18 protein-coding genes are annotated in these 25,125 nt (G+C 69.2%); 4 read left to right on the forward strand and 14 right to left on the reverse strand.

What is annotated here, in order from left to right; all coding sequences use genetic code 11:
• Positions 1-6 precede the first annotated feature (6 nt).
• Both OG589_RS05630 and OG589_RS05635 read right to left on the reverse strand, forming a co-directional pair.
• Complete coding sequence (locus tag OG589_RS05630) at positions 7-960, reverse strand: NAD-dependent epimerase/dehydratase family protein (protein WP_405146798.1); 954 nt, start codon at positions 958-960, stop codon at positions 7-9.
• Positions 957-2,093, reverse strand: coding sequence for a glycosyltransferase (locus tag OG589_RS05635; protein ID WP_405146800.1), 1,137 nt, complete (start codon positions 2,091-2,093; stop codon positions 957-959). The genes OG589_RS05630 and OG589_RS05635 overlap by 4 nt, the downstream gene beginning before the upstream one ends.
• A gap of 444 nt (positions 2,094-2,537) precedes the next feature.
• Here OG589_RS05635 and OG589_RS05640 point away from each other — a divergent pair, with 444 nt between their 5' ends.
• Both OG589_RS05640 and OG589_RS05645 read left to right on the forward strand, forming a co-directional pair.
• Positions 2,538-3,845 (forward strand): hypothetical protein, encoded by a 1,308-nt coding sequence (locus tag OG589_RS05640; RefSeq protein ID WP_405146802.1) that lies wholly within the window; start codon positions 2,538-2,540, stop codon positions 3,843-3,845.
• A 47-nt stretch (positions 3,846-3,892) separates the two neighbouring features.
• The gene (locus tag OG589_RS05645; protein WP_405146804.1) at positions 3,893-5,029 is read left to right on the forward strand and encodes a glycosyltransferase; all 1,137 of its coding nucleotides are present in this window, start codon (positions 3,893-3,895) and stop codon (positions 5,027-5,029) included.
• Positions 5,030-5,043: 14 nt separating this feature from the next.
• Here the strand turns inward: OG589_RS05645 and OG589_RS05650 are convergent, their stop codons facing one another.
• The 5 genes from OG589_RS05650 to OG589_RS05670 all read right to left on the reverse strand — a co-directional run bounded on the left by OG589_RS05650 (position 5,044) and on the right by OG589_RS05670 (position 13,084).
• Positions 5,044-6,375, reverse strand: a complete 1,332-nt coding sequence (locus OG589_RS05650) for a hypothetical protein (protein ID WP_405146806.1) — start codon at positions 6,373-6,375, stop codon at positions 5,044-5,046.
• Between the two features lie 76 nt (positions 6,376-6,451).
• On the reverse strand, positions 6,452-7,564 hold the full coding sequence (locus tag OG589_RS05655; protein ID WP_405146808.1) for a glycosyltransferase family 4 protein: 1,113 nt from the start codon (positions 7,562-7,564) through the stop codon (positions 6,452-6,454).
• Positions 7,565-7,704: 140 nt separating this feature from the next.
• Entirely contained in the window at positions 7,705-10,020 is a 2,316-nt protein-coding gene (locus OG589_RS05660; RefSeq protein ID WP_405146810.1) for a hypothetical protein, read from the reverse strand.
• A 148-nt stretch (positions 10,021-10,168) separates the two neighbouring features.
• Positions 10,169-12,100 carry an asparagine synthase (glutamine-hydrolyzing) gene (gene asnB, locus OG589_RS05665; RefSeq protein ID WP_405146812.1) on the reverse strand — a complete coding sequence of 644 codons (1,932 nt, stop codon included), beginning with the start codon at positions 12,098-12,100 and terminating at the stop codon, positions 10,169-10,171.
• Entirely contained in the window at positions 12,101-13,084 is a 984-nt protein-coding gene (locus tag OG589_RS05670) for a methyltransferase domain-containing protein (protein ID WP_405146814.1), read from the reverse strand.
• A gap of 402 nt (positions 13,085-13,486) precedes the next feature.
• Between OG589_RS05670 and OG589_RS05675 the strand changes: the two genes are divergently transcribed.
• On the forward strand, positions 13,487-17,095 hold the full coding sequence (locus tag OG589_RS05675) for a DUF4082 domain-containing protein (protein WP_405146816.1): 3,609 nt from the start codon (positions 13,487-13,489) through the stop codon (positions 17,093-17,095).
• Positions 17,096-17,188: 93 nt separating this feature from the next.
• Here OG589_RS05675 and OG589_RS05680 read toward each other — a convergent pair whose 3' ends face one another.
• Genes OG589_RS05680 through OG589_RS05700 form a run of 5 tightly spaced genes read right to left on the reverse strand, consistent with a single transcriptional unit; the run spans position 17,189 to position 21,951 of the window.
• Positions 17,189-18,163, reverse strand: coding sequence for a class I SAM-dependent methyltransferase (locus OG589_RS05680; protein ID WP_405146818.1), 975 nt, complete (start codon positions 18,161-18,163; stop codon positions 17,189-17,191).
• Entirely contained in the window at positions 18,160-19,152 is a 993-nt protein-coding gene (locus OG589_RS05685; protein ID WP_405146820.1) for a fatty acid desaturase, read from the reverse strand. The genes OG589_RS05680 and OG589_RS05685 overlap by 4 nt, the downstream gene beginning before the upstream one ends.
• Positions 19,142-19,894, reverse strand: coding sequence for a class I SAM-dependent methyltransferase (locus OG589_RS05690; protein ID WP_405146822.1), 753 nt, complete (start codon positions 19,892-19,894; stop codon positions 19,142-19,144). Before OG589_RS05690 ends, OG589_RS05685 begins: the two co-directional genes overlap by 11 nt.
• A gap of 15 nt (positions 19,895-19,909) precedes the next feature.
• Positions 19,910-20,887, reverse strand: a complete 978-nt coding sequence (gene rfbB, locus OG589_RS05695; RefSeq protein ID WP_405146824.1) for a dTDP-glucose 4,6-dehydratase — start codon at positions 20,885-20,887, stop codon at positions 19,910-19,912.
• Positions 20,884-21,951: a glucose-1-phosphate thymidylyltransferase gene (locus OG589_RS05700; RefSeq protein WP_405146826.1), complete on the reverse strand. Its 1,068-nt coding sequence runs from the start codon at positions 21,949-21,951 to the stop codon at positions 20,884-20,886. Before OG589_RS05700 ends, rfbB begins: the two co-directional genes overlap by 4 nt.
• Before the next feature lie 213 nt (positions 21,952-22,164).
• Between OG589_RS05700 and OG589_RS05705 the strand changes: the two genes are divergently transcribed.
• Entirely contained in the window at positions 22,165-23,130 is a 966-nt protein-coding gene (locus tag OG589_RS05705) for a glycosyltransferase family 2 protein (protein WP_405151964.1), read from the forward strand.
• Positions 23,131-23,138: 8 nt separating this feature from the next.
• On the opposite strand, the gene OG589_RS05710 is transcribed toward OG589_RS05705, so the two are convergent.
• On the reverse strand, positions 23,139-23,894 hold the full coding sequence (locus OG589_RS05710) for a GNAT family N-acetyltransferase (protein ID WP_405146828.1): 756 nt from the start codon (positions 23,892-23,894) through the stop codon (positions 23,139-23,141).
• A gap of 2 nt (positions 23,895-23,896) precedes the next feature.
• The gene (gene rffA, locus OG589_RS05715) at positions 23,897-25,045 is read right to left on the reverse strand and encodes a dTDP-4-amino-4,6-dideoxygalactose transaminase (protein WP_405146830.1); all 1,149 of its coding nucleotides are present in this window, start codon (positions 25,043-25,045) and stop codon (positions 23,897-23,899) included.
• Positions 25,046-25,125 lie beyond the last annotated feature (80 nt).

Raw genomic sequence — 25,125 nt, forward strand, 5'->3', positions numbered from 1 at the left:
CTCCCATTACATATGCGAGGCTGATTGGGAACTCATCGCCTGGTCGAACCAGGTCACGGTCATGCGGAGTCCGTCGGCCAGCGTCATGGGACGCACGCCGGGGAAAAGATGGCGGAGCAGGCGGGTTGAGGCCTGCGACTCGCGGATGTCACTCGCCCGTGGTGGGAGGAACGTCGTGTCGATCCGCCGGCCGAGCACCTCGGCCAGGACGTCCTTCAGCTCCAGCAGCGAGACGCGGGTGCCGAACGCGAGGTTCACCGGCTTGTCGCTCGTCACCCGCTGGAGGGCCGCCTGGACGAGGACGTCGGTCACCGATCCCACGTAGGTGAAATCCCGCGACTGGCGCCCGTCGCCGTGGACCGGCAACGGGCGGCCGTCCAGCGCCGCCGACACGAACGTCGGGATGACGGCCGCGTAGGCGTGCCCCGCCGGCTGCAGGGGACCGTAGACGTTGAAGAAGCGGAAGGGCAGAACCGGCAGGCCGAAGCTCTCCGCGTACGCCAGGGCGTAGGCCTCCGTCGCGAGCTTGCTCACGCCGTAGGGGCTGAGCGGCCGGGTGGGGAGGTCCTCGTGTTTGAGCCGCTCCCTGCAGGCGCCGTAGACCGAGGAGGAGGACGCGAGGATCACGTGGGGCCTGGTCGCCCGGCAGGCCTCAAGGACCTGAAGGGTGCCGGTGGCGTTGACGGCATGGGTGGCCAGGGGATCGTCGAGGGACCGCGGCACCGAGGCGCGAGCGGCGAGGTGGATGACCGTCGTGGCGTCGGAGACCAGGGGCCGGAGCACATCCGGGTCCAGGATGCTGCCCAGCACGAAGTCCACGCCGAGGTGGTCGATGTTGTGCAGCCGCCCGCTGCTGAGGTCGTCCAGTACGGTGATGCCCGCGACCTCCGGCCGGCGCCTGAGCGCATCGCAGAGGTTGGCGCCGATGAACCCGGCGCCACCGGTGATGAGGATTCTCACATGTGGCTCGTCTCTGGGACCGGGCGCCGCCGGGACGCGCCGTGGAGTGTCCGGTAAAGCGCTTCGGTGTCGGCGACGAGGCGTTCCACGCCGAACGCGGCCGTCGTCCAGTCGCGGGCGCTCCGGCCCATCCGGTGCGCGAGCGCGCGGTCGGACAGCAGCCGGACGACGTGCGCCGCCAGCTCGTCCACGCGCGGCGCGGCGAGCAGACCGGTGTCCCCGTCACGTACCACCTCGGCGACGCTTCCCACGCGGGTGGAGACGACCGGTATCCCGGCCATGCCCGCCTCGATGAGGCTCAGTGGCGCGCCCTCGTTGTCGGACGTCAGCAGGACCACGTCGGCCCCGGCGTAGACGGTCTCGACATCGGCTCTCCAGCCGAGCAGATGGAAGGATCCGCGGATGGGGCGGATCCACCGTTCCAGGTCTTCGAGCAGCTCGCCGCCTCCGCAGACGACGAACCGGCAGTCGGGCACGCGCCGCAGCACCGCCTCGGCCACGGCCACGAACCGGTCGGGCCGTTTGATCCGGGTCAGCCGGCCGACGTAGGCGACGACGGGCGCGTCGGCGGCGAGCCCCAGGGCGTGGCGAGCCCCGGCGCGGCCGGGAACCGGGCCCAGCCGCACCCCCGGTGGGATCACGACGTACTGCTCCGGCCGCCCGATCCCGGCCTGGAGAAGGTCGTCACGGATCTGGGAGCCCACGGTCACCAGCCGGTCGGACAGGGTGGCGAGGAACCGTTCCGCGCGCACGTACGCCCAGCGCTTGGGCCCGGAGAAGTATCCGTCCAAGAGGTGGCCGTGGAACACGTGGACCCTGGCCGCTCCGACACCGGACACCGTGACCGCCATACGGCCGAGAGCGCCCGCCTTGGTCGTCCGGGTATGCACGATGTGCGGCCGGAAGGCGCGCATGGCGCCGGCCAGCCTGTGGAGGGCGCGGAGATCTCCGGTCGGGTCGATGGACCGGCCGAGGCCGGGCACCCGGTGGACCTGGACGGCCACCTTCCGCAACCGGAGGCGGTCCTCCTCGCCGCCGTGGACGTAACCGGTGTACAGGCGATGGTCGAACTCCTCCTGGTCGAACAGCTCGCAAAGCCCCGACACCTGGGTGGCGGGGCCGCCTACGTTCATCCGGGCGATGATTTCCATGACACGAATCGGACTGGTCACATCCGAGAAGCTAGCTCGCTGTTTGATCTGTTCGCCGACACCGTCATGGTGGTGGCGAAATGTTTTCCCTATCCCTACCCGGACATGATCGAAACGCATTCCCGGAGGGCGCCGACCGCATAAGCCGGCGAACGTCGGAGGCGGGCGGAAGCGGTGGCGCGGGCATCGTGATTCAGGTGATGAGCATCCGGTTGCCTAGTCCGAAATCGGTGTTCCCTCGGGCGGAGCACTCCTCACGGATGAATCGCACGGATTCCCGTCAAAAGGTCAGGGCGCCGTATTCAGACCCGGTAAAAAGAAGTCGCAAACAAAGGTAATGGTCGAACGGGGCTCGTCCGCCGCGAGCGCCGCCGCTTGTTCTTCGGCGCTAGCGTCTGCCTCGCAGAGTTCCACACCGCGGCTCAGGTGGATCGCTGGACGTTTGCGGTCCTACATCGAGGCGAATTAAGGGTACTTCTCATGGAATATGTCATCGTCGCCGCCGCCGCTTTGGTACTCATATGGCTGGTCCACGCGACCTTGGACGGGCAGGCGGTCCAGCGAGTGCTGCCGGTGCTCCTGATCGCGTTCGCCGTCCGCCTGGCGATCCATGTCCTGGTGATGCAGAACCATGTCATCGAATACGGCGGCGACAACATCACCTACGAGTCGAGGGCCATGGAGGTCGTGGCGTTCTGGAAACGCGAGGGATTCCAGTTCGTGACGTCCGACGACATCGGCTCGCTCTATTCCGCGGCAGTGCCCTGCAATGTCTTCGCGCTCGTCATCTACCTGTGCGGAGGCCCCGCCCCACTGGCCTGCACGGCCGTTGTCGCGCTGCTCGCCTGCGCGCTGTGCCTGATCATGTACAAGCTCGCCGGCCTGGTCGGCGCCGACCGGCGCGCGGCCTTCTCGCTGCTCCTCCTGACGGCGTTCATGCCGGCGTTCCTGCTGCACACCTCCGACATGTTCAAGGAGGGGTTCAACGCGTTTCTCGTCGTGGCCTCACTCGGCCTGGGAGTCTCGAACCTGCGGCGTTTCGACCCGCGCAAAGTGCTCTTGCTGGTGTTGTCGTTGTGGGCGCTGTGGTACGTGCGCCCGTACATGGTGTTCATGTGCGCGATGCCGATGGTCCTCGGCTTCGCCGGTGTCAAGCGAGCGTTCTCCCTGCGCGGCATGCTCGTGCTGATGACACTGCTGATGCTGCTTCCCTTCGGGAACCTCGGTGACAGCGCACCGGTCGAGGCGATGCAGCATCAGCTGGATTACGGCCAGTCGGAGACCTTCCGGCAAAGCAACGCCATCGGCGGTTCGGGTGTCACCTTCGACGACGGCGGCAACCCCTGGAACCAACTCGGGCTCAAGGTGGTCTACACGCTCCTTTCCCCGTTCCCCTGGACGGACGGCAGCCTGACACTGCAGCTGGGCAAGCTCGATGCGCTCATCTGGTACTTCCTCCTTTACAGCGCGGTGCGTGGAGCCGTCTGGCTGTGGCGCCACGATCGCGCGACCGCCTGCTATCTCCTTCTGTTCATCGTTCCCAGCACCATCGTCTACGCGACCACCATGGCGAACGTCGGCCTCATCTTCCGCCAGCGCATACCGATCGTCATGGTCACGAGCCTGCTGGCCGCGGTCGCGTGGTCCAGGGCGGCCCGGCGCGAACGGGGCCGCCCGATTCCGGCGACGCCGGGAGAGAGCCGCCTGCCCGTCCTCGGCGGTGGCCCGCGATGAGGGGGCGGCTCGCGATGAGGCGGAGGCGCCAGACGAGTGGTCTTCACGTGTGCGAGGTCGTCAAGACCCTCGACATGGGGGGCGTCGAAGTGCTTCTGGTCGAGCGGCTCCGGCAATCCCGCAAGAGGAACAACCGCTACACGGTCGTGTGCATGCGGGCGGCGACCGGAGAGCTGATCGAACAGCTGGAAGACCTCGGTGTCCACGTCGTCGACCTCGGGTCACGGGCTCGGCTCCTCGCCTGCGCCAGGCTGGTCACGACCGTTCGCCGTCTCGCGCCCGATGTCCTCAACGTGCACTCCCCGCTGCCCGCCTTCATCCTGCGGCCGTTCGTCCGGCTCGGTCGCCGGCGCCCGGTCATGGTCTCGACCGTCCACTACATCCGCGACGACCTTCTCAGGGCCCGGCGGCCGGACGCGCTCCTCGGACGCGTCACGACCAGGGCCAGCACGTTCCTCGACTGCCTGACCCGGCGCCTGGACGACCAGATCGTGGCCGTGTCGTCGCGGGTCGCACGGTCGTCCACCCGGGGGGCCCGCCCGGTGCTGACCCGCGTCCACGGCGTGGACGTCGCCGAGCAGCGGTTCTGGGCGGAGCGGCGTGACGCGGTCCGGCACGAGTTCGCCGTGCCGGAAGGGGCGTTCCTCGTGGTCTGCGTCGCCAACTTCAGGCCGGAGAAGAACCACTCACTGTTGGTCCAGGCCGCGGCCCGGGTACTCCTGACCCGCGCGGACGCCGTCTTCCTCCTGGTCGGCGACGGCCCTCTGCGGGAACAGGTCGCCCGCGACATCGACCGGCACGGGGTCGGCGGCCAGGTGCGCATCCTGGGCCGGGTGCCGAGGGCGAAGAGGCTGGTCGCGGCGGCCGACCTGGTGGTGCTGAGCTCGCTTCACGAGGCCCTTCCCGTGGTGGTCATGGAGGCGCTCGCGGCGGGGGTGCCGGTGGTGTCCACCGAGGTGGGAGGCATCGGCGAGCTCGTCCACTCGGGCCGCAACGGCATCCTGACGGATCCGAGGTCGTCCGGGGCCCTGGCGGCGGGCATCCTTGAGGCGATGGAGCCCGCGACGCATCGCCGGCTACGCGGGGGAGCGAACGCCGGCTCGGCGACCGTGGACATGGCCGGCACGGCCGAGTGGTTCGAGGATCTGTACGAGGAGCTCGCGCGGACGACGCGTCACCTTTGAGAGCGCCGGCGGCCTCACCGCCGCGTGTGGGCCGCACAGCGCTCCGCCGTGTCCGCGCGATCGCCCGCCGGTGCCGATATCCGCTGGAGCAAGGCCATCCAGACGCCTGTGCCGAGAACGGAGACGAGCAACGTCCCCCAGGCGAAGGAGAGCGCGGTCTGGAGGGCGCCCGAGGAGGTCCGGTCGGCGATGAGGAGGACGCCGAGGAGGAGGACCCCTTCGGCCGCGAGGTAGGCGAGCCTCCAGCCCGGCCTGCCGAGGGCCAGGGGCAGCACGTTGGACCAGCACACCATTCCCTTGACGCATGCCGCCGCGACGAGCGCCGCCGCCACCGCGCCGATTCCGGCGTACTCCCCCCCGTAGACCAGGCGGAGGACGTCGCCGATGACCGGGAGCACGACGAGGAGTGCCAGGACCCCCGCCACGGTGAGCAGGGCGGTCGCGCGCATGAGGTCCCGGCGGGCGAGGGTCCTCTCCTCTCCCGCCGCCGCGGCGCGGGCGAGGCGGGGATGCAGCATGGACGCGACGGGCATGACCAACGTCGAATACAGCCGGCCGGGAGCTGATGCGATCTTGATGATGGTCACGAGGGTGGAGCCTCCGAGCAGTCCCGCGACCGTCAGGATCCCGGAATCAGACACCTCGGACAGTGCGGTCCCGCTGGTCGCCTTCACGGTGAAGGCGATCAGACCCGCCGGTATCGGGACCTTGGCCGCCGACGGCCCGATCTCCGCCAGCAACCTGCGGGTGCCCAGCGTGCCCACCACCGTGGCGGTCACCACCGAGCCCAGTGCCTGGCCGATCAGATAGCCCAGGGGGCCGCCGGCCAGGAGCCCGCCCAAGGCCAGCAGGAACGCGAGGATCGCGCAGCCCAGCCGGAGCAGTCCGAGATCATGCAGCCGGTTGGCCAACGGGAAGGCGGCGCGGACGGCGCCGTTGGCCGCCAGGGATCCGCGTGCGACGAACGCGAGAGCGAGCATGAGCGCGAGATCGGTGCTCACGAAGCCCAGCAGGCGCGCTGTCATCACCGCCGCGAGACAGACGCCGATCGCGCTCACACGGATCGTCAGATCCCAGCGGAGCAGGCGCGTGAACAGCGCGAAGCCCTGCCCGGTTCGCCGCTCTTCGAGGGGGACGTATCGCTGGACCGTGTTGTCCAGACGAGGGTCGCACAGCAGGAAGCAGACGCTCGCCACCGATTGGGCGAAGATGACCTGCCCTGAAATCTCGGTGCCGGTCATCCGCACCAGAGCGACCAGGCCCAGCGAGGACAGGACGGCCTCGACCAGGCCGGCGGCGGCCAGGGAGGTGAACGTCCGCAGATGGCGCCCGGCGGGCGGGCGCATCCGGCTGACCGTGTGATCGAGCGGGCTCACCATGGTCTACGGGCGCGGCTCGCCGGGGAGCCGGCCGTAGCTCCCTTCATGACGTCTCCGTGGACAGGCGCGGCCTGCCGGGCATGAGGTTCATGTAGCGCTCCTCGACGCGGCCGGCCACCAGCGACCAGTCGAGGGCCGACACGGCCCGCCTGCCGCGTTCGATCAGCTGCGCACGGGATGTCTCGTCGTCGAGCACCGCTCGCAGCTGCGCCACCAGGGCCGCCACGGACCCGCTGCGGAAGGTGCGGTACGCGCGTGGCTCGATGACCGGCTCGAGTGAGGCGTCGGAGGAGACGATGACGGGGGTGCCCAGCGCGAGGGCCTCCAGAGCGGCGGTGGGGATTCCCTCCCCGATGGAGGGCAGCCTGCGTGAGGAGAGCACGAAAACCTGGGCGCGGCTCACCAGCGAGTAGACGCCGTCCTCGGAGAGGTGCCCGGCGAACCGGATCCCGGAGCCTGTTCCCGCGAGCCTTTCGAGTTCGGCGCGCTCGACGCCGTCGCCGGCGATGACCAGGCGCGCGTCGGGACGGTGGGCGCGCAGCTCGTGGAAGGCCTCGATCGTCAGCGCGTGGTTCTTCACCTTGTTCAGAGAGCCGACGCTGACGATCAATCCTGATTCGGCCGGCTTCCGCCCGCGGAACCAGGTGACGCGGTCGAGATCGAGGCCGCTGGACATCGTGTAGATCTTGTGGGCCGGTATCCCCGCTCTGACCAGGTCCTCCGCCGGCCGGGCGCCGATGGCGACGAATTCGTCGACGTGGCGGAAGGCGAACGGCATGATCGGCCGGTGGCGCGTCGTGAGCGCTCCGTGGACGGTGAGCATCAGGGGCACCCGCAGTCGCCGGGCGGCGGATCCGAGGGCCAGCGCCTCGCGGTGGTCGCCGTGCAGGTGGACCACGTCGAGGTCTCCGGCGTGAGACAGCGCACGCGCGCACTCCATGCCGAAGGCGACCACGTCGGACCTCCTGGAGACGGCGCGGCTGAGACGGTTCTGCACCAGTGGCAGAGTCTCCGCGCCGTCCGGCGCCGCCCCCCGCCTGTGGGCGACGACCACCCTGTGGCCGCGGAGGAGCTGCTCATGGGTGAGGCGCTGGATGTGACGTTCCAGGCCGCCGGGCTCTGGCGGGAGCCGATATCCGATATGCAGGATTCGCATGGCAACCACTTTCGGGTGGATCTCCGGCCGCGTCGCGCCCGGAGGTCGGACAGGAGATTCGATCGGCCCGCCGGCGCGCACCCCGCGCGCCCGGCCGTACGGGCCCCGCATGCCTCGTCTCACATGCCAGAGGCCGCGGATCACTTCAGCTCGTACACGGTGTAGTCGCCGGACCGGAACGCGAATCTTCCGGCAGCCGGGTTCTGGACGGTCCGGCTTCCTTCGAAGAAGAGCCAGCGCACGCCGTAACGGTCGCGCAGGCGCTGGAGGACGGCTTCGGAGGGCGCCGTGAAGGCCGCGTCGTTCGCCCTGAGCAGCTCCTGGTCCCAGAAGGGGATGTGCTCCGGCGGCTGTCCCTGACGCCAGCGGCGCAGATTCGCCGCGGTGTACGTCCATCCCTCGACCAGTACGCGCCGCTCGCTGAGCGCGGACACCCAGAAGTGGCGGCTGTCGCATGGGTCCTCGTATCCCCAGCGGCAGTGGGCGTTCGTGGCCACCAGGTCGTCCGGATCCGAGTGGGCGCGGAGCCACCGCCCGGCGGTCAGGGCGCCCGGAGGGACCGCCGGCGCGGCCACGGGCACGGCCGCCACCGGAGGGTCGTGCCCGGTGAGGCGGTCCACGGTCGACAGCACGCGCGCGTGCAGGTCGGCGGGCAGTCCGATGGCCGTGAGCATGGTGGTCACCAGAGCCCAAGCGCGAAGGGCTCCCCTCGTGGCGATCAGGACCACCGACACCACCACGGCGACGGCAGACAGGGCGACGTAGGGACGGTACAGAATCGTGTCCGCCTGACCCGGGCTCAGGGGCACCCTGACCCCGCAGGCGACCGGGATCAGGTAGGCGGCGACCACCCCCGCGCCGGCCGAGCACAGCACCGACCTGAGCGAGACCCGCGCTCGCCGCAGCAGGACGAGCAGCCCGTGGACCGTGACGGTCACCAGATAGGGGTAGGCGCCCCAGAGGAAGAAGAGCTGGCTCCGGCCGGGATGCCCGAGCAGGAACATCGTGCCGAGGCCCGCCGCGCCGATGCCCAGCATGAGGATCACCCCGGGCCGTCCGAGCGAACGCGGCCTGCTCGCCAACCCAAGGACGCCGCACAGCACGACGAACCAGCACAGTACATATATGAGAGTGATGCCGGTGACCGCCGCCACCGGCGGGTCGGCCTGGTCTCCCAGCCCCGTCAGCTCACCCCATGTCGTGCGCATGGTGAAGAGCGGGGAGACGACCAGACCCTGCCGGACGCCGCCGAAAAGGACGAATTGCGCATAGAGGCAAAGTGCCGTCGTCATGCCGAGGGCCGCGAGCGCCGGCCAGGGCGCGCGGCGCCGCCTGACCGCCTCCACCACGGCCACCGCCGCCAGACCCGCCGCGAGCAGCGGAAGATAGGACGCCTTGCCCCCCATCACCGCCAGGAGGAAGACGCCGAGCAGGACCCACGTACCGGCGGTCTGCCGCCGGCCCGCGAGGACGTCCATGAGGATGAGGACGACCGGGGCGAACAGGAGGGCGCCGAAGGTCTGGGTAGGACTCGTCCACGCGAGGTCGGGGACGCCTCCCCACGTGAACGACCCGTTCGTGCCCAGGTACAGGCTCGGCACCGCGACGAAGATCGTGCCCGCCGCGGTCAGCGCCCCTCCGGCCCACGAGCCGGTGACGCGCCGTCCGGTCATCCCCAGCAGGACGACGAGAGCGGCCAGCATGGGCAGCATGGCCAGGCGGAACACCAGCACCAGGGGCTCCACCCCGGTGATCCAGCTCGCCGCCGCGAGGTGCGCGTAGACGAACCAGTGGTACAGCAGGGGTTCGCCGGCCACCATGGGCACCGTTGGGGGCACATGGTGCTTCAGCTCACCGACCAGAGCCAGGTGGAACGGCATGTCGATGGAGGCGGCGCCGAGCTCCGGCCACGTGATGGCATGAGTCCGGAAGAAGTCGAGAGCGCTCCAGACGACGAGGAACGCGAAGAGCAGCGCGAGGCACCATGACCACCAGAGAGGCGCTCGTTCCCCCTCGTGCCCACGTCGCCAGTGCCGCCGCAGGCGGGGGACGCCGGCGAAGAGCACAGAGACGGCGATCGGCCACACCAGCACGAGCAATGGCATCCCGACGGCGCGTGCGCCGATGTAGAGGAGGACCTCCACGCTGTAGCCGAGCGTCACCCCCAGTGCGATCTCCTCCGCCGGCGTGCGCGCTCCGCCGTACAGGGCCCGGACGAGCAGCGTGCCGGGAAGGGCCAGCCCCACCGCGACGTAGGCGCCGAAGGCGGCCATGTCCGGCACGGAGACGCCGTATCGGCGCAGTACCGCCGCGACGAGAACCATCATGGACAGCCCTGGCAGCCACGCCGAGAGGTGGGGCGGCCTCCGGCGGCGTGGCTGCTCGTGCGCCTGGGCGGTTCTCACCGGTTCGAGCGCGCTCGCCGGGGAGCCCTGAACGGGCGGAGTGTGGGCCATGCGTGCAAGCTTGGCGACGCTGTGACCCCGGAGCGGCGTGGACGCCCGCGCCCGGCGATGTCCTTGTCACTCCTTTATGCGCGCCAAAGGAGATGTCACCCATCGCGATACGCGGCGGTGGTCGCCCCGCGCGTACGCCGGGGAGGGGTCACTCCTTCGCGGGTGCCAAGGAGGACGAGGGGCAGACCGCCTCGGCCGTGACGGCGCCGCTCGGGGCCGCGTGCGCCCGGTGCCAGAGCTCGAACTGCAGGAGCGTCCACAGGCGAGCGCTGTGATCGCCGCCGTCGAGGTGCCGCCGGAGCAGATCGCGGACCGTTGACTGCCTGAACAGGCCCCTGGCGCGGGCGGTGTCGTCCGTGAGCACGTCATGGGCCAGCTCACGCAGCTCGCCGCGCAGCCAGGTGGCGAGGGGAACGCCGAACCCCTGCTTCGGATAGCGCATCAGCTTCTCCGGCAGCCAGGGGGCGACGGCCCGTTTGAGCAGCACTTTGGTCTGGTCGCCACGCACCTGGTACGCGGCGGGGAGGCGTGCCGCCCACTCCATCAGATGATGGTCGAGAAAGGGGGAGCGGGCCTCCAGGGAGTTGGCCATGGTCGTGATGTCGACCTTGACCAGCAGGTCGTGGGGGAGGTAGGTGACGGTGTCCACATCGAGGACACGGCCGAGGTCGGAGTCCGCCGACGAGGCGTCGAAGGCATCCTCCAGCAGCCCGTAGCTGTCCACGCCCGCCAGCCGCTCGCGGAGCGCGTCGCTGTAGATCTCCCACTTCTGCTCCGGCGTGAAGCACGACATCAGGCGCGGATAGCGCCGTGCGGGAGGCGCCGCGGCGAACTGCAACGTCCGGCCGAAGCGCCGGGCGAAGGATCCGAACCCGCTCCGCTCGACGATGAGAGAGCCGGCGCGGCCGGTCGCGGCCGCTAGGGCGCGAGGCATGCGTGGAATCCTTCTCGACTGGTTCATCACGGCGTAGCGCCGGTAGCCGCCGAAGCACTCGTCGCCGCCGTCCCCGTTGAGCACGACGGTGACGTGCTGCCGGCTCATCCGCGCGACGTAGAAGCTCGGAATCGCCGAGGAGTCGGCGAAGGGCTCGTCGAAGTGCCAGGCCAGGCGCGGCAGGACGTCCAGCAGGTCGGACGTCACGACGAGCTCGTGGTGGTCGGTCGAGTACCGGTCGGCCACCATCCGCGCCTTGTGGCGTTCGTCGTACCGGCTGTCCTCGAAGCCGACGCAGAACGTCTTGACCTTCTCCCGGCTCTGCATGGCCATGGCGGCCACGATCGCGGACGAGTCGATGCCGCCGGACAGGAACGCTCCGATGGGACGCTCGCTCACCATCCGGACGCGGGTGGCCTCCAGGAGCAGCTCACGCAGCCGCTCCTCCGCCTCCCGCTCGTCCACCACCGGCTCAGGCGCGCGGTCGAGCCGCCAGTAGCGGCGCACCGTCACCCGGCCCTGCTCCCAGATGAGCAGGTGCGCCGGCGGGAGCTTGTGCACGCCCTGATAGATCGACCAGGGCGCCGGGACGTACTGGTAGGTCAGGTAGTGATCCAGAGCGACCGGATCCACCTCGCGGCGCATCGCGGGGTCCTGCGCGAGGGACTTCAGCTCGGATCCGAACCAGATCGAGGCCCGGTCGGACCGCCAGTACAGCGGCTTCTTCCCGACGCGGTCCCGGGCCAGGGTCAGCCGCTGCCGGGCGCGGTCCCAGACGGCGAAGGCGAACATGCCCCGGAGCCGGTGCACCATGTCGGCGCCGTACTCCTCGTACAGATGGACGAGGCACTCGGAGTCCCCGGCTCCGCGCAGGCGATGTCCCTGCTGGGCAAGCTCCTTCCGGAGCTCCGCGAAGTTGTAGATCTCGCCGTTGAAGACCGCGACGACATCGCCGTCCTCGCTGTAGACGGGCTGGTCGCCGTTCGCCACATCGATGATCGCGAGCCGTCGCATGCCGAGCGACGCGTGCTCGTCGTCGTGGAAGCCGGAGCCGTCGGGACCCCGGTGAACGATCACGTCGCACATGCGCCGGACGAGATCGGGGTCGGGGCGTGACGTCGACGCCATCCCCGCTATCCCGCACATCTACTTGACGCCGCGGATCACGTGAAGCCCGCGGCGCCGCTGGATCGACACCTCGTGCAGGGCCAGGTCCTTGGTCCACCGCGCGAGGCGCCGGCGGGTCTGCGGTCTCTCGTATCGCGGCGCGAGCCAGTCGAAGGTGTCCAGCACCGACCAGTTGCGCATCGTCCGGACGTCCTTCAGACCCAGATGGCGATGGGTCGCCACCGGGACGAGGCGTGCCAGGCACGGCCCGGCCTTCGGGACGGCGCCGAGGGCCAGGGAGATCGGCAGCAGCCGTGGCACGGCGCTCTCGACCATCCCGTAGAGCCTGGCCGGAGGAATGCTCCTGGTGAACGGCCGCAGCAGCTGTCTCGGGTGCGGATAGGCGATCAGCGCGGCGTACACGTCGATGCAGAACCGGCCCCCCGGCCGCAGATAGCGGAAAAGCGTCTTGAACGTGCGTTCCACGTCGGGCGTGTGCTGGATGACCCCGAAGCAGAACAGGAAATCGAACGACTCCTCCGGGAAGGGCATTTCGTAGATGCTGGCCTGGACGAGCCGCAGGTCGGGGAAACGGCCGTTCGAGGCGGCGTTCGCGTGTACGGCGCTCGAAATGTCGAACGACGTCACGAGGGCACCCGTCTCGCACAGCACCTCGGTGAAACGCCCGGCGCCGCTACCGCATTCGAGCACCGTCTTTCCGCGCAGCTCGCCGGCGGTCCAGCCGCTCGCGCCCAGCAGCCGATCGCGGGAGATCGGCATGCCGGAATGGGAATCGAGTTGCGTCAGACGATGCCGGTTCCACTGGTATCCGAATCCTTCGGCGTAGTTGTCCGGAGGAACGAACCGGGGGATGCCGTGGTCGATGGGGTACGCGACCCGGCACGCGTCGCAGCGCAACTCGCTCCCGTTGCGAAGCGCACCGTGGCAGCGGGGGCAGCGCAGCGCGTGGTACCAGGGAATCCCGACACCCGTGTCGCCGGGCACATGTTTCGAAAGCGTCATCAGACTGCCAATCCAGCGAGAAAGGGAAAGGGGCCACGCGCGGCCGGGTCTTGGATTACCAGCTCATACTACGGAACGTGACCGCATAATTGCGTTCACGTGGTGGCCGTGTCTCCGGGCGTGCCGCCGTGACCGGGCGAGAGACCGCGCCACTTCGACATCCGCACCTTTTGGCCGGTAATGCGCGACCTCTCGACCTGGACAAAGGCTGGTAAGAATAGCGTTGAGGCGGAGCGTCCATGTGCTTCGGATGATGCTGCGGTTGCCACGCTTGCGCGCATGACCACGACTCGGCCTCTTCGTCCTTCTTCGCCAGGCCCACGCGCGACCGGGCCGCATACCCGGGCAGTCCGTAAACGGACGTGGACGCTCTGGGTCGCGTTGCTCGTCTGCAGTGCGCTCGTGGCCGCCATCGGACCTCTCGGAATCGGCCGGGCGACGAAGTCGCTCGCGAACGCCGGCCGGGTCGCCAACGTCCGGCCGGAGGTCATCCCGGCCGCCGGGAAGAAGGCGGGCGGCTCCGGGAAGGCGCACCGGACGAAGAAGCCGGCGGACTCGCGCGGGCGGAAGAAGCGGGCGCGATCCCCGAAGGCGCAGGGGCCCGAGGATGTGGCGCGCAGCCTGCGGAAAACGCGGAACCTGGAGAAGGCGGCGGCCGGCTTCCAGAAGGCGCACGGGCGGGGAAAAGGGGTCGGCTTCCAGAGGGCGCAGGAGCAGGGAGGCGCGCGCGGCGGGCGCGCGGCCGCCTGCCCGCCGACCTCCGTCATCTGCATAGAGAACAGCCTCCCGGGCAACCCCGCCTCCGAGTGGGACGTCCCCGGCGCCGGTGACAGCAACATCCAGGGCTACGCCACGCAGATGAGCGTCAACATCGGCGAGACCGTGCAGTTCAAGGTCGACACCGCGGCGACCGCCTACCACATGGACATCTATCGCATCGGTTACTACGGCGGCATGGGGGCGCGCAAGATCGCGACGATTCAGCCCTCGGTGCCGCTCCCGCAGACGCAGCCGGCATGCCTGACCGATCCGGCGACCGCCCTGGTCGACTGCGGCAACTGGGCGGTGTCCGCGTCCTGGGCGGTGCCGAACACCGCCGTCTCCGGCGTCTACATCGGAAAGCTGGTCCGCGATGACGGGACGGCCGGTGCCAGCCATGTGATCTTCGTGCTCCGGGACGACGTCCGGAACTCGGAGCTGCTGTTCAAGACCTCCGACGCCGCCTGGCAGGCGTACAACGCCTACGGCGGGAACAGCCTGTACTACGGGAACGCGCCGATCGGCCGCGCCTACAAGGTCAGCTACAACCGCCCGTTCACGACGAACTGCTGCACCTGCTGCCTGGGCGACAACAACACGTGGTTCTTCACCATCGAGTACCCCATGGTCAGGTGGCTGGAGGCCAACGCCTACGACGTCAGCTACTTCTCGAGTGTCGACACCGCCGCACGGGCACCGCTCCTGCTCCAGCACAAGGTCTTCATGTCGGTCGGACACGACGAGTACTGGTCCGACGAAATGAGAACAAACGTGGAGAACGCCCGAGATAACGGGGTCAATCTGGCCTTCTTCTCGGGGAACGAGATGTTCTGGAAGACCAGGTGGGAGCCCAGCATCGACGGCACGTCGACCGCGTTCCGCACGATGGTCTGCTACAAGGAGACACACGCCAACGCCAAGATCGATCCGAGCCCTCAGTGGACCGGGTCGTGGCGCGACCCGCGCTTCTCCCCGCCGTCCGACGGCGGAAGACCGGAGAACGCCGTGACGGGCACGTTGTTCATGGTCAACGGCGTCGTGAACGACTCGATGACCGTGCCCGCCACCTTCGCCCAGATGCGGCTGTGGCGGAACACCTCCGTCGCGAACCTCCAGCCGGGCCAGGTGGCGACCTTCCCGGCGGGGACGCTCGGCTTCGAGTGGGACGAGGCCCCGGACAACGGATTCATGCAGCCGGGGCCCGTGAAGCTTTCCAGCACGACCCTGGCGAAGCCGACGCAGTATCTGCTGGACTTCGGCAGCACGTTCGGCGCCGGGGTCGCCACGCACAGTCTCAAGCTCTACAAGACCGCGAGCGGCTCTCTGGTGTTCGGAGCGGGCACCGTCCAGTGGGCGTGGGGGCTGGACGCCAACCACACCTATCCGGGCACCCCCACCAGCATCGACATGCAGCAGGCGACGGTGAACCTCTTCGCCGACCTGTGCAACTGCCAGCCGGTCACGCTGCAACCGGGTCTGGTCCCGGCCACCCAGTCGACGGACACCGCTCCTCCGACCTCGGCGATCACCACTCCGTCGACCGGTGCCTCCTTGGTGGGCGGCACCACCGTCACCGTCCAGGGAACGGCGGCCGACACGGGTGGCGGGGTCGTGGCGGGCATCGAGATCTCCTTCGACGGCGGCACCCGGTGGTTCCAGGCCACCGGGCTCACCAACTGGCAGTACGACTGGGCCCCGCCCAACATCTCCGGGCCGGTCGCCATCATGGTGCGGGCGGTCGACGACATCGGCAACCTCCAGGTGGTCCCGACCTCGATCACCGTCAACGTCACCGTGCAGTGCCCCTGCACGATCTGGCCGCCGACGGCCGTGCCCACCATCGTCTCGGCGAACGACACCAAGTCCGTCGAGCTCGGCGTGAAGTTCCGCGTGACCACCGCGGGGTTCATCAGAGGCATCCGGTTCTACAAGGGCACGACGAACACGGGCACGCACACGGGTGAACTCTGGACCTCCACGGGACAGCTGCTGGCCACCGCGACGTTCACCAACGAGACCGCGTCCGGCTGGCAGCAGGTGAACTTCTCGGTGCCCGTCCCAGTGAGCATCAACACCACCTACGTGGCCTCCTACTTCGCGCCGAACGGCAGGTACTCCTACGACCTCTCGTATTTCCAGACGGGGGTGGTGAACGGGGCGCTCACGGCGCTCGCCAACGGTGTCGACGGGGGTAACGGCGTCTACCAGTACGGAGCGACCAGCGTCTTCCCCACGAGCACGTACCAGGCCACCAACTACTGGGTCGACGTGGTCTACACGCCGTCCAACAGCCTGTGGGACAACTCGGCGGTTCCGGCCGTCGGCGCCGCGCCGGACTCCACCCCGGTCACGCTCGGCGTGAAGTTCCAGGCGAACACCACCGGAGAGATCAGGGGAATCCGGTTCTACAAGGGCGCGCAGAACGTCGGCACCCATATCGGCGGCCTGTGGACCACCGACGGCCAGTTGCTCGCCAGCGCGACCTTCAGCAACGAGACCGCGTCGGGCTGGCAGCAGGTGAACTTCGCGACGCCCATCTCGGTCACGGCCGGTACCACCTACATCGCGTCCGCCTTTACGGCGTCGGGACATTTCCCGTACACGTTGCAGTACTTCAACACCCAGTACAGCAACCCGCCGCTCCTGGCGCTGGCGAACGGCGCGCAGGGGGGTAACGGGGTGTACAACTACAACGCGGCGAACACCTTCCCGTCGAACACCTACCAGGCCACCAACTACTGGGTCGACGTGGTGTTCGCGCCGTCCAACAGCCTGTGGGACAACACGACGGTTCCCGCCGTCGACTCGCATCCCGATCCCAGTCCGGTCGTGCTGGGAGTGAAGTTCCAGGCGACCACCAGCGGGACGATCAGGGGCATCCGGTTCTACAAGGGCGCGCAGAACGTCGGCACCCATATCGGCAGCTTGTGGACCACCGACGGCCAGTTGCTCGCCAGCGCGACCTTCAGCAACGAGACCGCCTCCGGCTGGCAGCAGGTGTTCTTCGACACTCCTGTCCCGGTGACCGCGGGCACCACCTACGTCGCCTCGTACAACACGACGACCGGGCACTTCTCGTACACACTGCAGTACTTCACCGGCCAGTACACGAACAACCCGCTCCTCGCACCGGCCGACGGCGCGTCCGGCGGCAACGGCGTGTACAACTACAGCGGGACGAACACGTTCCCGTCGAACACCTATCAGGCCACCAACTACTGGGTCGACGTGCTGTTCGACCCCAGCAGTTAGCCGCGCCTCCCCCCTCCCCTGAGATCGGGGAGGGGGGAGGAGACGTCAGGTGACGGGGCCGGGCCAGGGCCCTGCCGCGTTACCTACGGGCGGCTACTTGACCGGCACCAGTTCGAGGAACATCTGGGAGGGGCGCCCGCCCATCCTCATCCTCACCAGGTCCAGGCCCGCGAACGCGGAGGCGAGCAGCGGGAACAGCGGGTGCCGTGTCACCGGCCGCTCGGCCGATATCGTCACCCACCCCCGGCGCGCCAGCGCGGCCAGCACGCTGGTGCTCCAGAACGGCGCCCCCTGCGTGTAGGAGAACCGGCGCACGGCGAACCCGCTCTCCTCGGCCAGCTTCGTGAAGTTCCGCCGGTCGAACAGGACCCAGTGCCTCGGGCAGTGGTAGCCACCCCAGTCGCGGTGCCGGAACAGCCGCGCGTCCCAGCTGTCGGTGTTCGGCGTCTTGATCAGAACCGTGCCCTGAGGGGTGAGATGGCGGCGCAGCGTGCGCAGCACCTCGCCAGGCTCGCTGACGTGCTCGATCAGGTTGATGAGAAGGATGAGGTCGAACCGGTCGTCCGTGGCGAAGTCCTCGACACGGCCGCAGAAGTAGTGGTGTCCCCGCGAGACGGCCCGGGTGCGGGCTTCCGGGTCGAGGTCGACGACCTGCGTGAACGTGACGCGGGAGTCGAGCCCGCGTACCACGTCGAGCTGCCGGCCGTCTCCGCCGCCCACGTCCAGAACGCTCAGGCGGGTGCCGGACAGCCCGGACAGGATGCGGCGGAAGCGCAGGGCGTCCAGGGCGTCCTTGATCCGGTGGACGAACGACCGCTCCTCGGCGCTGTAGGCGTAGTAGTTGGGGGGATAGATCTGGCCGAGCCGGTCGACCGGCATGGGGTCGATGAACACGACGCCGCACGAGGCGCAGCGGTAGTAGTCGAACTCCTCGTCGGTGGTGCGGTACTCGACGTCGCGCGCCCGCGCCCACCGGCGTGCCGTGTCACCGTCACACGCCGGGCACGTGGGCGCCGGCTTGCCGCTGTACCGACCCGCCGCCGCCCGCGGCGCGGTGGACTCGCTCATATCCGGTCCAGTTGGCGCCAGGCGCGGTAGTAGGTGGTCTGGCGCTGCCGCAGCAGAGGGGCGATCTCGGTGCCCATCAGGAATCTCTCCACTTCTCCGAGCCGGGTGAAGGACACGCTCGGGTCCCAGTGGTGCAGCAGGTGGCGGTTGAATCCCGCCGAGCCGAAGACCGTCGCGAACGGGCCGCCGCCGAAGAGCCGGTTCACCGGCCCGTGGGCGACGCGCCGGTAGTCGGTCCTGTCATCGGCGAACTCGCTGCGGTGTTCGAGCACCTGGCGCACCGTGTTGATCAGTGGCAGGAACACGAGCTGGCCGAGCACCCAGGAGACGGCCAGCGCGAACGCCCCCCGCCACAGGGCGCAGCCGACGATCGAGCCGTTGACCAGGCAGGCGGCCAGGAACACCGGGCCGAAGGACGCGGTCCTGCCGGTCTCCGCGGCCGGCGACTTGCTCCTCATCGTCTCGCGGTACTCCTTCAGGGCGCGGACCAGGCGGATGCCGGTGACCCCTTCGAGGAGGAACCGCGAATCGAGCGGAAGGAAGTAGCTGCGCTCGGGGTCCCGCGTCGTCCCGAGATAGCGATGATGATCGAAATGCACCTTCCGGTACGCCCTGACGTCCATTCCGACGAGGCTCCCGACGAAGACGTTCGTCAGCACATCGCTGGCCCGGCGGGCAGGTGCGAGGTTGTAGTGGGCGCCTTCGTGGAGGTAGGTCGTCAGGTAGTGCAGGAAGAAGCCGATCGCGAGGCCGCCGGCGACGGCCGTCGCCATCGCGGCCGGCAGCCTGCCGGCCGCGGTGCTCCCCACTGATGCGACCGCGACCGCGGACAGCGCGAGTCCCAGGTGCCCCGACAGGAGGGTTCCCCACACCACGCCCCAGCGCGGGCGCAGAGTACGGCGGAAATCCACGTATCGCTGGCCCGAGGCGTCGACCAGGGTGGACGGCCGCACCATGCCGATGTCGGCGACCGTCACCTCAGCCGGCATTCCACTCTCCCGCGTCGGAGGCCATGAGGCCGGAGGCCCCTGAGTCGCACGGGCGATGCGCTCTCGCGATCAGCGAGACCCCCGGCAGCGACCTGACCGGCAGGTACCGCTCGGCGACGACCACGGCGGAGAGGGCCATGTTGACGAGAGGTGGCGTCTCCATGACGTCGGACCCGGAGATGTGCTTCCTGCGGCGGGCGACGATCGGCCTCAGCAGGACGTTCCAGCTCCACATGCGCTCCAGGACCAGGCATTCCCCGATCATCAGCGCGCGCAGCCCGTCCCGGGTGTAGCGGCGGAAGTGGCCGGACGCGACGTCGTGCGCCGACCAGAGCGCCATGTCGCAGGGCACCGTGATCAGCGCGGTCCCTCCCGGCCGGAGTACGCGTACGAGCTCGCGGACGGCCCTGTCGTCCTCCTCGATGTGCTCCAGCACGTCGAACGCCAGGACGAGGTCGAAGTGCTCGTCGGGGAGAGGCAGGTGCCTCGCGTCGGCGTGGATCGCCGACAGGCCGCGCGTGCGCGCGAGTTGCACGGCGGTCTCCGAGAAGTCCGCGACCAGCGCGTCCCACCCGTGCTCGATGAGAACGCGGGTGTTGCCACCCCCGGCCGCACCGATGTCCAGCGCCCGGCCCGGCCTGCCGAGCCGGCGCAGCTCACGGGCGAGGATGGCACGTCGCTCGCGGAACCACCAGTGCCGGTCCTCGAGTTCGAACGTGCGGCGGATCTCTGTGGCCTCCATGTCCCCTCCAAACGATCAGTGACCGGTTGTCTTCAGCGGGCGCCACCAGTCCAGACGATCGCGGTACCAGGCCACGACCTCCGCCAGCCCCCGCTCGAAGTCGACCCGGGGTTCGAACCCCATCGCCCGGATCTTGGCGCTGTCCACGGAGTAGCGCCGGTCGTGGCCGAGCCTGTCCGGCACGCGGGCGATCCTCTCCTGGCCCACGCCGAACGCGGCGAGCAGCCGTTCGGCGAGCGCGCGGTTGGTGAGTTCCACCCCGCCGCCGATGTTGTAGATCTCGCCGGGCCGGCCCTTCTCCAGCACGAGCTGGATGCCCTGGCAGTGGTCGTCGACGTGGAGCCACTCGCGCACGTGACCGCCGTCGCCGTACAGGGGGATCCGCAGCCCGTCGACCAGGTTGGTGACGAACAGCGGGATCACCTTCTCGGGGTGCTGGTAGGGGCCGTAGTTGTTGGAGCAGCGGGTGACCCGCACATCGAGTCCGTAGGTCTGGTGGTAGGCGCGGCACAGAAGGTCGGCTCCCGCCTTCGCCGCCGAGTAGGGCGAGTTGGGGAGCAGGGGCGCCGACTCGCTCCAGGACCCCACGGCGACGGACCCGTACACCTCGTCCGTGGAGACGTGGACGACGGTGGACACGCCGGCCTCCAGCGCCGCCTGCAGGAGCCGCTGGGTGCCCTGCACGTTGGTCACCACGAAGTCCGCGGCGCCGGTTATCGACCGGTCGACATGTGTCTCCGCCGCGAAGTTCACGATCGCGTCATGGCCGGGCACCACCTCGCCGAGCAGCCGGGCGTCGGCGATGTCCCCCTTCGTGAAGGCGTAGCGCGGGTGTCCGGCGACGGGCTGGAGATTCGCCTCGTTGCCCGCGTACGTGAGTTTGTCCAGCACCGTCACGTGGGCGTCATCCCAGGCGGGGTAGGCGCCGGACAGCAGTGACCGCACATAGTGGGAGCCGATGAAGCCGGCCCCGCCGGTGACCAGGATCTTCATGCCCTCACCTGCACCCTGCTGTGGTCGCCGACCATGAGCTGGAGCGTGTTGGGCACGCCTTCGGACCGGGTGACCTCGACGTTGCGGCCGATGAGGGAGTACGTCAGCCGTGAGACCCCCCTGATGGTGGAGTCCTGCAGAACGATGGCGTACTCCACCTCCGCGTCCTCCACCACGCAACTGTTCCCGATCGAGGTGTAGGGGCCGACGTACGAGCCGCTGATCCGGGCGTGGGCGCCGATGAGCGCGGGGCCGCGGATCACCGAGTTCCGTACCGAGGCCCCCGCCTCGATGACGACGCGCCCCGTGACGTCCGACAGCTCGTCCACGGTTCCGTGCGTCCGCGGGTCGATGGCCTCCAGGACGATGCGGTTGCATTCCAGCATGTCCTGCAGGCGGCCGGTGTCCTTCCAGTAGCCGCTGACGAGGTGCGAATGGACCCGGAAGCCGTTGTCGACGAGCCACGTGATCGCGTCCGTGATCTCCAGCTCGCCGCGCGCGGACGGCGAGATCGCCCGGACCGCTTCGTGGATCCGGGGGGAGAAGGTGTAGACGCCGACGATCGCGAGGTCACTGCGTGGATCGTCCGGCTTCTCCGCGAGCGCGAGGATCTCGCCTCCCGGCCCGAGCTCGGCGACCCCGTAGAACTGCGGTTCCGTGACCTTGGTGACCAGGATCTGGGCGTCGTAGTCGCCTTCGCGGAAGGCGTCGACCAGATCGGTGATGCCGCCCACCAGGAAGTTGTCGCCCAGGTACATCACGAAGGGCTCGTCGGCGAGGAACTCCCGTGCGATGAGCACGCAGTGGGCGAGCCCGAGGGGGGCCTCCTGCTGGATGTAGGTGACGTCGAGGCCGAACGCCGAGCCGTCGCCGACGGCGTCGCGAACCTCCCGGCCGGTGCTGCCGATGATGATGCCCACCTGGGTGATTCCGGCGTTCCTGATCGCTTCCAGCCCGTAGTAGAGCACCGGCTTGTTGGCGACGGGAACGAGCTGCTTCGCCGAGGTGTGGGTCAGCGGACGTAGCCTCGTACCCTTGCCGCCGGCCAGAACGAGCGCCTTCATCGCTGACCTCATCCTTCCCCGAGGAACACATGGCCACGATGGGCCGGCTGTCGGCCCGAATCTATGGCCGACCGGATTCAGAGCTCCCGGACGACGTCCGCCTTTGCCGAAGAATGTGCGCCGGGTTGCCGGTACCAGGCATGCCTTCCCGCGACCGCGGAAGGTCCACGAGAGAGGATTGTGGCCGGCTTCGGGGAGATGATCGGGGGATCAATGTCGGTGTCGGTCGTTATACCGTGTTACCGCTCCGCGAGAACTCTTCCGGCGCTGGTGGGCAGGCTCATGCCGGTTCTCCGTCAGCTCTCCGTCCGTCACGAGGTGATCCTCGTCGTCGACGGAAGCCCGGACGACACCTGGAGGACCGCCGCCGAGCTCGCCTCCCGGGTCGGCGCCGTCCGTGCGATCCATCTCTCGCGCAACTACGGCCAGCACAACGCCCTCGTGGCGGGCATCAGGGAGGCGGTGTTCGACGTCGTCGTCACGATGGACGACGACCTGCAGCACCTGCCGGAGCAGATTCCGCTCCTGCTGGCCACTCTCGAAGGCGACCGGCTCGATCTGGTGTACGGCGTACCGCACGAGGAGGAGCACGGGTCCGTGCGAAGCCTCGCGTCCCGGTCGGTGAAGGGCGCCATGGCGGTTGCGCTGGGAGTGCGCGCCGCCCGCGCGATCAGCGCCTTCCGTGCCTTCCGTACGTGCCTGCGCGACGGATTCGAGGAGCTGTCGGGACCACACGCGTCCATCGATGTGGCTCTGTCCTGGGCGACCACGCGGGTGGGCTCGGTCAAGGTCCATATGAGCGAGCGCCACCACGGGCGATCCGCCTACACGCCGCGCCTGCTCGTCCGGCATGCGATTAACATGCTCCTCGGTTACAGCACCACGCCCCTCCGGGTGGCGAGCTGCCTCGGGTTCCTCGTCGGTGTCGTGGGCCTGCTCCTCGGCTGCGCCGTTCTGTGGAGCTTCCTCGCGGGCGACACCACGGTGGCCGGATTCACCACGATCGCCTCGATGGTCGCCATCTTCTCCTCCGCCCAGCTGCTGTCCATCGGAGTCCTCGGCGAGTACGTCGGCCGGATTCACGGCAACGGCATGGGCCGGCCCACCTATGTGGTGCGTGAACGTGCCGGCTCACCGGCCTCCGCCGACGTCCCCTGGCAGCCGGGCGGGGTCAAGTAGCACGGCGTTCAGGGGATGAGCCTGCTCTTGACCAGGTGAACCGTGAGGACGGCCCGCACGGGCTCGAACCCGTATCTCGCCCACGCCTTCTGCACCCGGGTGTTGTGCCCCTGGGTGGAGATGAGGATCTCATCGGCGCCGCGGGCCAGCGTGCCGTCCTCGATTCCCTTCAGCAGGTGCGCGTACAGGCCGCGCCCCTGCGCCTCGGGCACCACCCCGGCGAGCAGGATCTCCGTCCGCGGACCCTGCTCATCCAGCGTCGCGAGTCCGAGGTAGGCGTCCGCGGCCGCGGTCCCGAGCGCGAGGCATCTTCCCTCGGCGGCGGACCTCAGCGCCCAGTCCTGGTAGCCGGCGAGTGCCTCGGTGGCGCCGAACAGGGGATTGGCCGAGTAGTGACTGCCGTAAGCGGCGAAGATCTCGGACACGAGCGAGCCCACGGCGGCCGCGTCGGTGATCCTGGTCGTCCGCAGGCCCTGTGACGGCTCGGGCCGGCGGCCCTCTCCCGCCCGCAGACGCCAGTACGAAAGGGAGTCGGCGAATATCGCGGTGCGGCCGAGCATGGCGAGCTTCGCGAACCAGTCGACCCGGTCCGCCGGGTAACGGAGCACGATGACGTCCGCCGCGGACCCGAGCACGGCTTCCCGGACCGTGGGGAACGAGGAGGGATGCTCGGAGTGGACGGTGAGGCGATCGACCGAACACCCGAAACGAGCGGACTCCAGAGGCGAGGCCACGGCCCGCGCGCCGAGCCCGTCACGCCCCACCGTCAGCGCATCTTGTAGGTCTGGACGGCGTCGATCACCCGTGTCACCCCGGCCTCGCCGAGATCGGCGAACAGCGGCAGCCGTACCAGGCGGTCGGCGACCTGCTCGGTGACGGGGCAGCCGCCCGGGGCCACGCGCCCGTACCGCAGGGCGGCGGGAGCGGTGTGCAGCGGCTGGTAGTGGAACGCCGCCTGTACGCCCCTGCCGGCCAGGTGGTCGATGAGCGCCTGGCGGTTCCGCAGGTCAGGGAGGAGCAGGTAGTACAGATGGGCCGGATGCTCGCAACCATCCGGGACCACCGGCTGGGAGACCTCGTGCTTCGCCGCCCAGCCCGCCAGTTCCTCGTGGTACCGGCGCCAGATGGCGTGGCGGCGGAACTGGATGTCATCGAAGCACTCCAGCTGGGAGGTCAGTTGCGCGGCGAGCACGTCGGACGGCAGATAGCTGGAGCCGATGTCGATCCACCGGTACTTGTCCACCTGGCCGCGGAAGAACCGGCTGCGGTCCGTGCCCTTCTCCCGGATGATCTCGGCTGGGGCCACCAGGGCGGCATCGTTGAGGAGCAGCGCGCCGCCCTCGCCGCACTGCACGTTCTTCGTCTCGTGGAAGCTCTGCGCGGCCATGCGGCCGAACGACCCGAGCGGCCGCCCCCGGTAGTACCCGCCGAGCCCGTGCGCGTTGTCCTCGATCAGAGTGAGGCCGTGCCGTTCGGCGATCTCGCCCATGGCCTCCATCGCGCAGGCGACACCGGCGTAGTGGACGACCACGATGGCTCGGGTGCGGTCGCTGATCGCGGCCTCGACCAGCCTCTCGTCGAGGTTGAGGGTGTCGGGCCTGCAGTCGACGAACACCGGCACCGCCCCGCGCAGGGCGTAGGCGTTGGCCGCCGACACGAAGGTGAACGACGGCACGATCACCTCGTCGCCGGGTCGCAGATCTAGCAGGATCGCCGACATCTCCAACGCGTGAGTGCAGGACGTGGTCAGCAGGACCTTGCACGACCCCGTCATCTCCCGCAGAAGTTCGGCGGCCCGCCGGGTGAACGGCCCGTCGCCGGAGGTGGATCCCTGGCGCAGGACCTCCGCGAGGTAAGGGAGCTCGTTCTTCGAGATATGCGGTCGATTGAATGGAATGGTCGCAAGACCGGTCATGCTCACCATCGCATTGAACAATGACCGGACTTGCCGACACGCGAGGTGACCGCATCACGTGGAAAGCTCTTACCCAAGCC

The organism is Sphaerisporangium sp. NBC_01403, from assembly GCF_045040145.1.
Lineage (GTDB): Bacteria > Actinomycetota > Actinomycetes > Streptosporangiales > Streptosporangiaceae > Sphaerisporangium > Sphaerisporangium viridialbum.

Excerpts from the sequence above, each read along its gene's own strand:
- OG589_RS05635 (WP_405146800.1), bottom strand. The coding sequence starts at position 2,093 with ATGAACGTAGGCGGCCCCGCCACCCAGGTGTCGGGGCTTTGCGAGCTG.
- OG589_RS05650 (WP_405146806.1), bottom strand. The coding sequence starts at position 6,375 with ATGCGCCCGCCCGCCGGGCGCCATCTGCGGACGTTCACCTCCCTGGCC.
- OG589_RS05655 (WP_405146808.1), bottom strand. The coding sequence starts at position 7,564 with ATGCGAATCCTGCATATCGGATATCGGCTCCCGCCAGAGCCCGGCGGC.
- OG589_RS05660 (WP_405146810.1), bottom strand. The coding sequence starts at position 10,020 with ATGGCCCACACTCCGCCCGTTCAGGGCTCCCCGGCGAGCGCGCTCGAA.
- asnB (WP_405146812.1), bottom strand. The coding sequence starts at position 12,100 with ATGTGCGGGATAGCGGGGATGGCGTCGACGTCACGCCCCGACCCCGAT.
- OG589_RS05670 (WP_405146814.1), bottom strand. The coding sequence starts at position 13,084 with ATGACGCTTTCGAAACATGTGCCCGGCGACACGGGTGTCGGGATTCCC.
- OG589_RS05680 (WP_405146818.1), bottom strand. The coding sequence starts at position 18,163 with ATGAGCGAGTCCACCGCGCCGCGGGCGGCGGCGGGTCGGTACAGCGGC.
- OG589_RS05685 (WP_405146820.1), bottom strand. The coding sequence starts at position 19,152 with ATGCCGGCTGAGGTGACGGTCGCCGACATCGGCATGGTGCGGCCGTCC.
- OG589_RS05690 (WP_405146822.1), bottom strand. The coding sequence starts at position 19,894 with ATGGAGGCCACAGAGATCCGCCGCACGTTCGAACTCGAGGACCGGCAC.
- rfbB (WP_405146824.1), bottom strand. The coding sequence starts at position 20,887 with ATGAAGATCCTGGTCACCGGCGGGGCCGGCTTCATCGGCTCCCACTAT.
- OG589_RS05700 (WP_405146826.1), bottom strand. The coding sequence starts at position 21,951 with ATGAAGGCGCTCGTTCTGGCCGGCGGCAAGGGTACGAGGCTACGTCCG.
- OG589_RS05705 (WP_405151964.1), top strand. The coding sequence starts at position 22,165 with ATGTCGGTGTCGGTCGTTATACCGTGTTACCGCTCCGCGAGAACTCTT.
- rffA (WP_405146830.1), bottom strand. The coding sequence starts at position 25,045 with ATGACCGGTCTTGCGACCATTCCATTCAATCGACCGCATATCTCGAAG.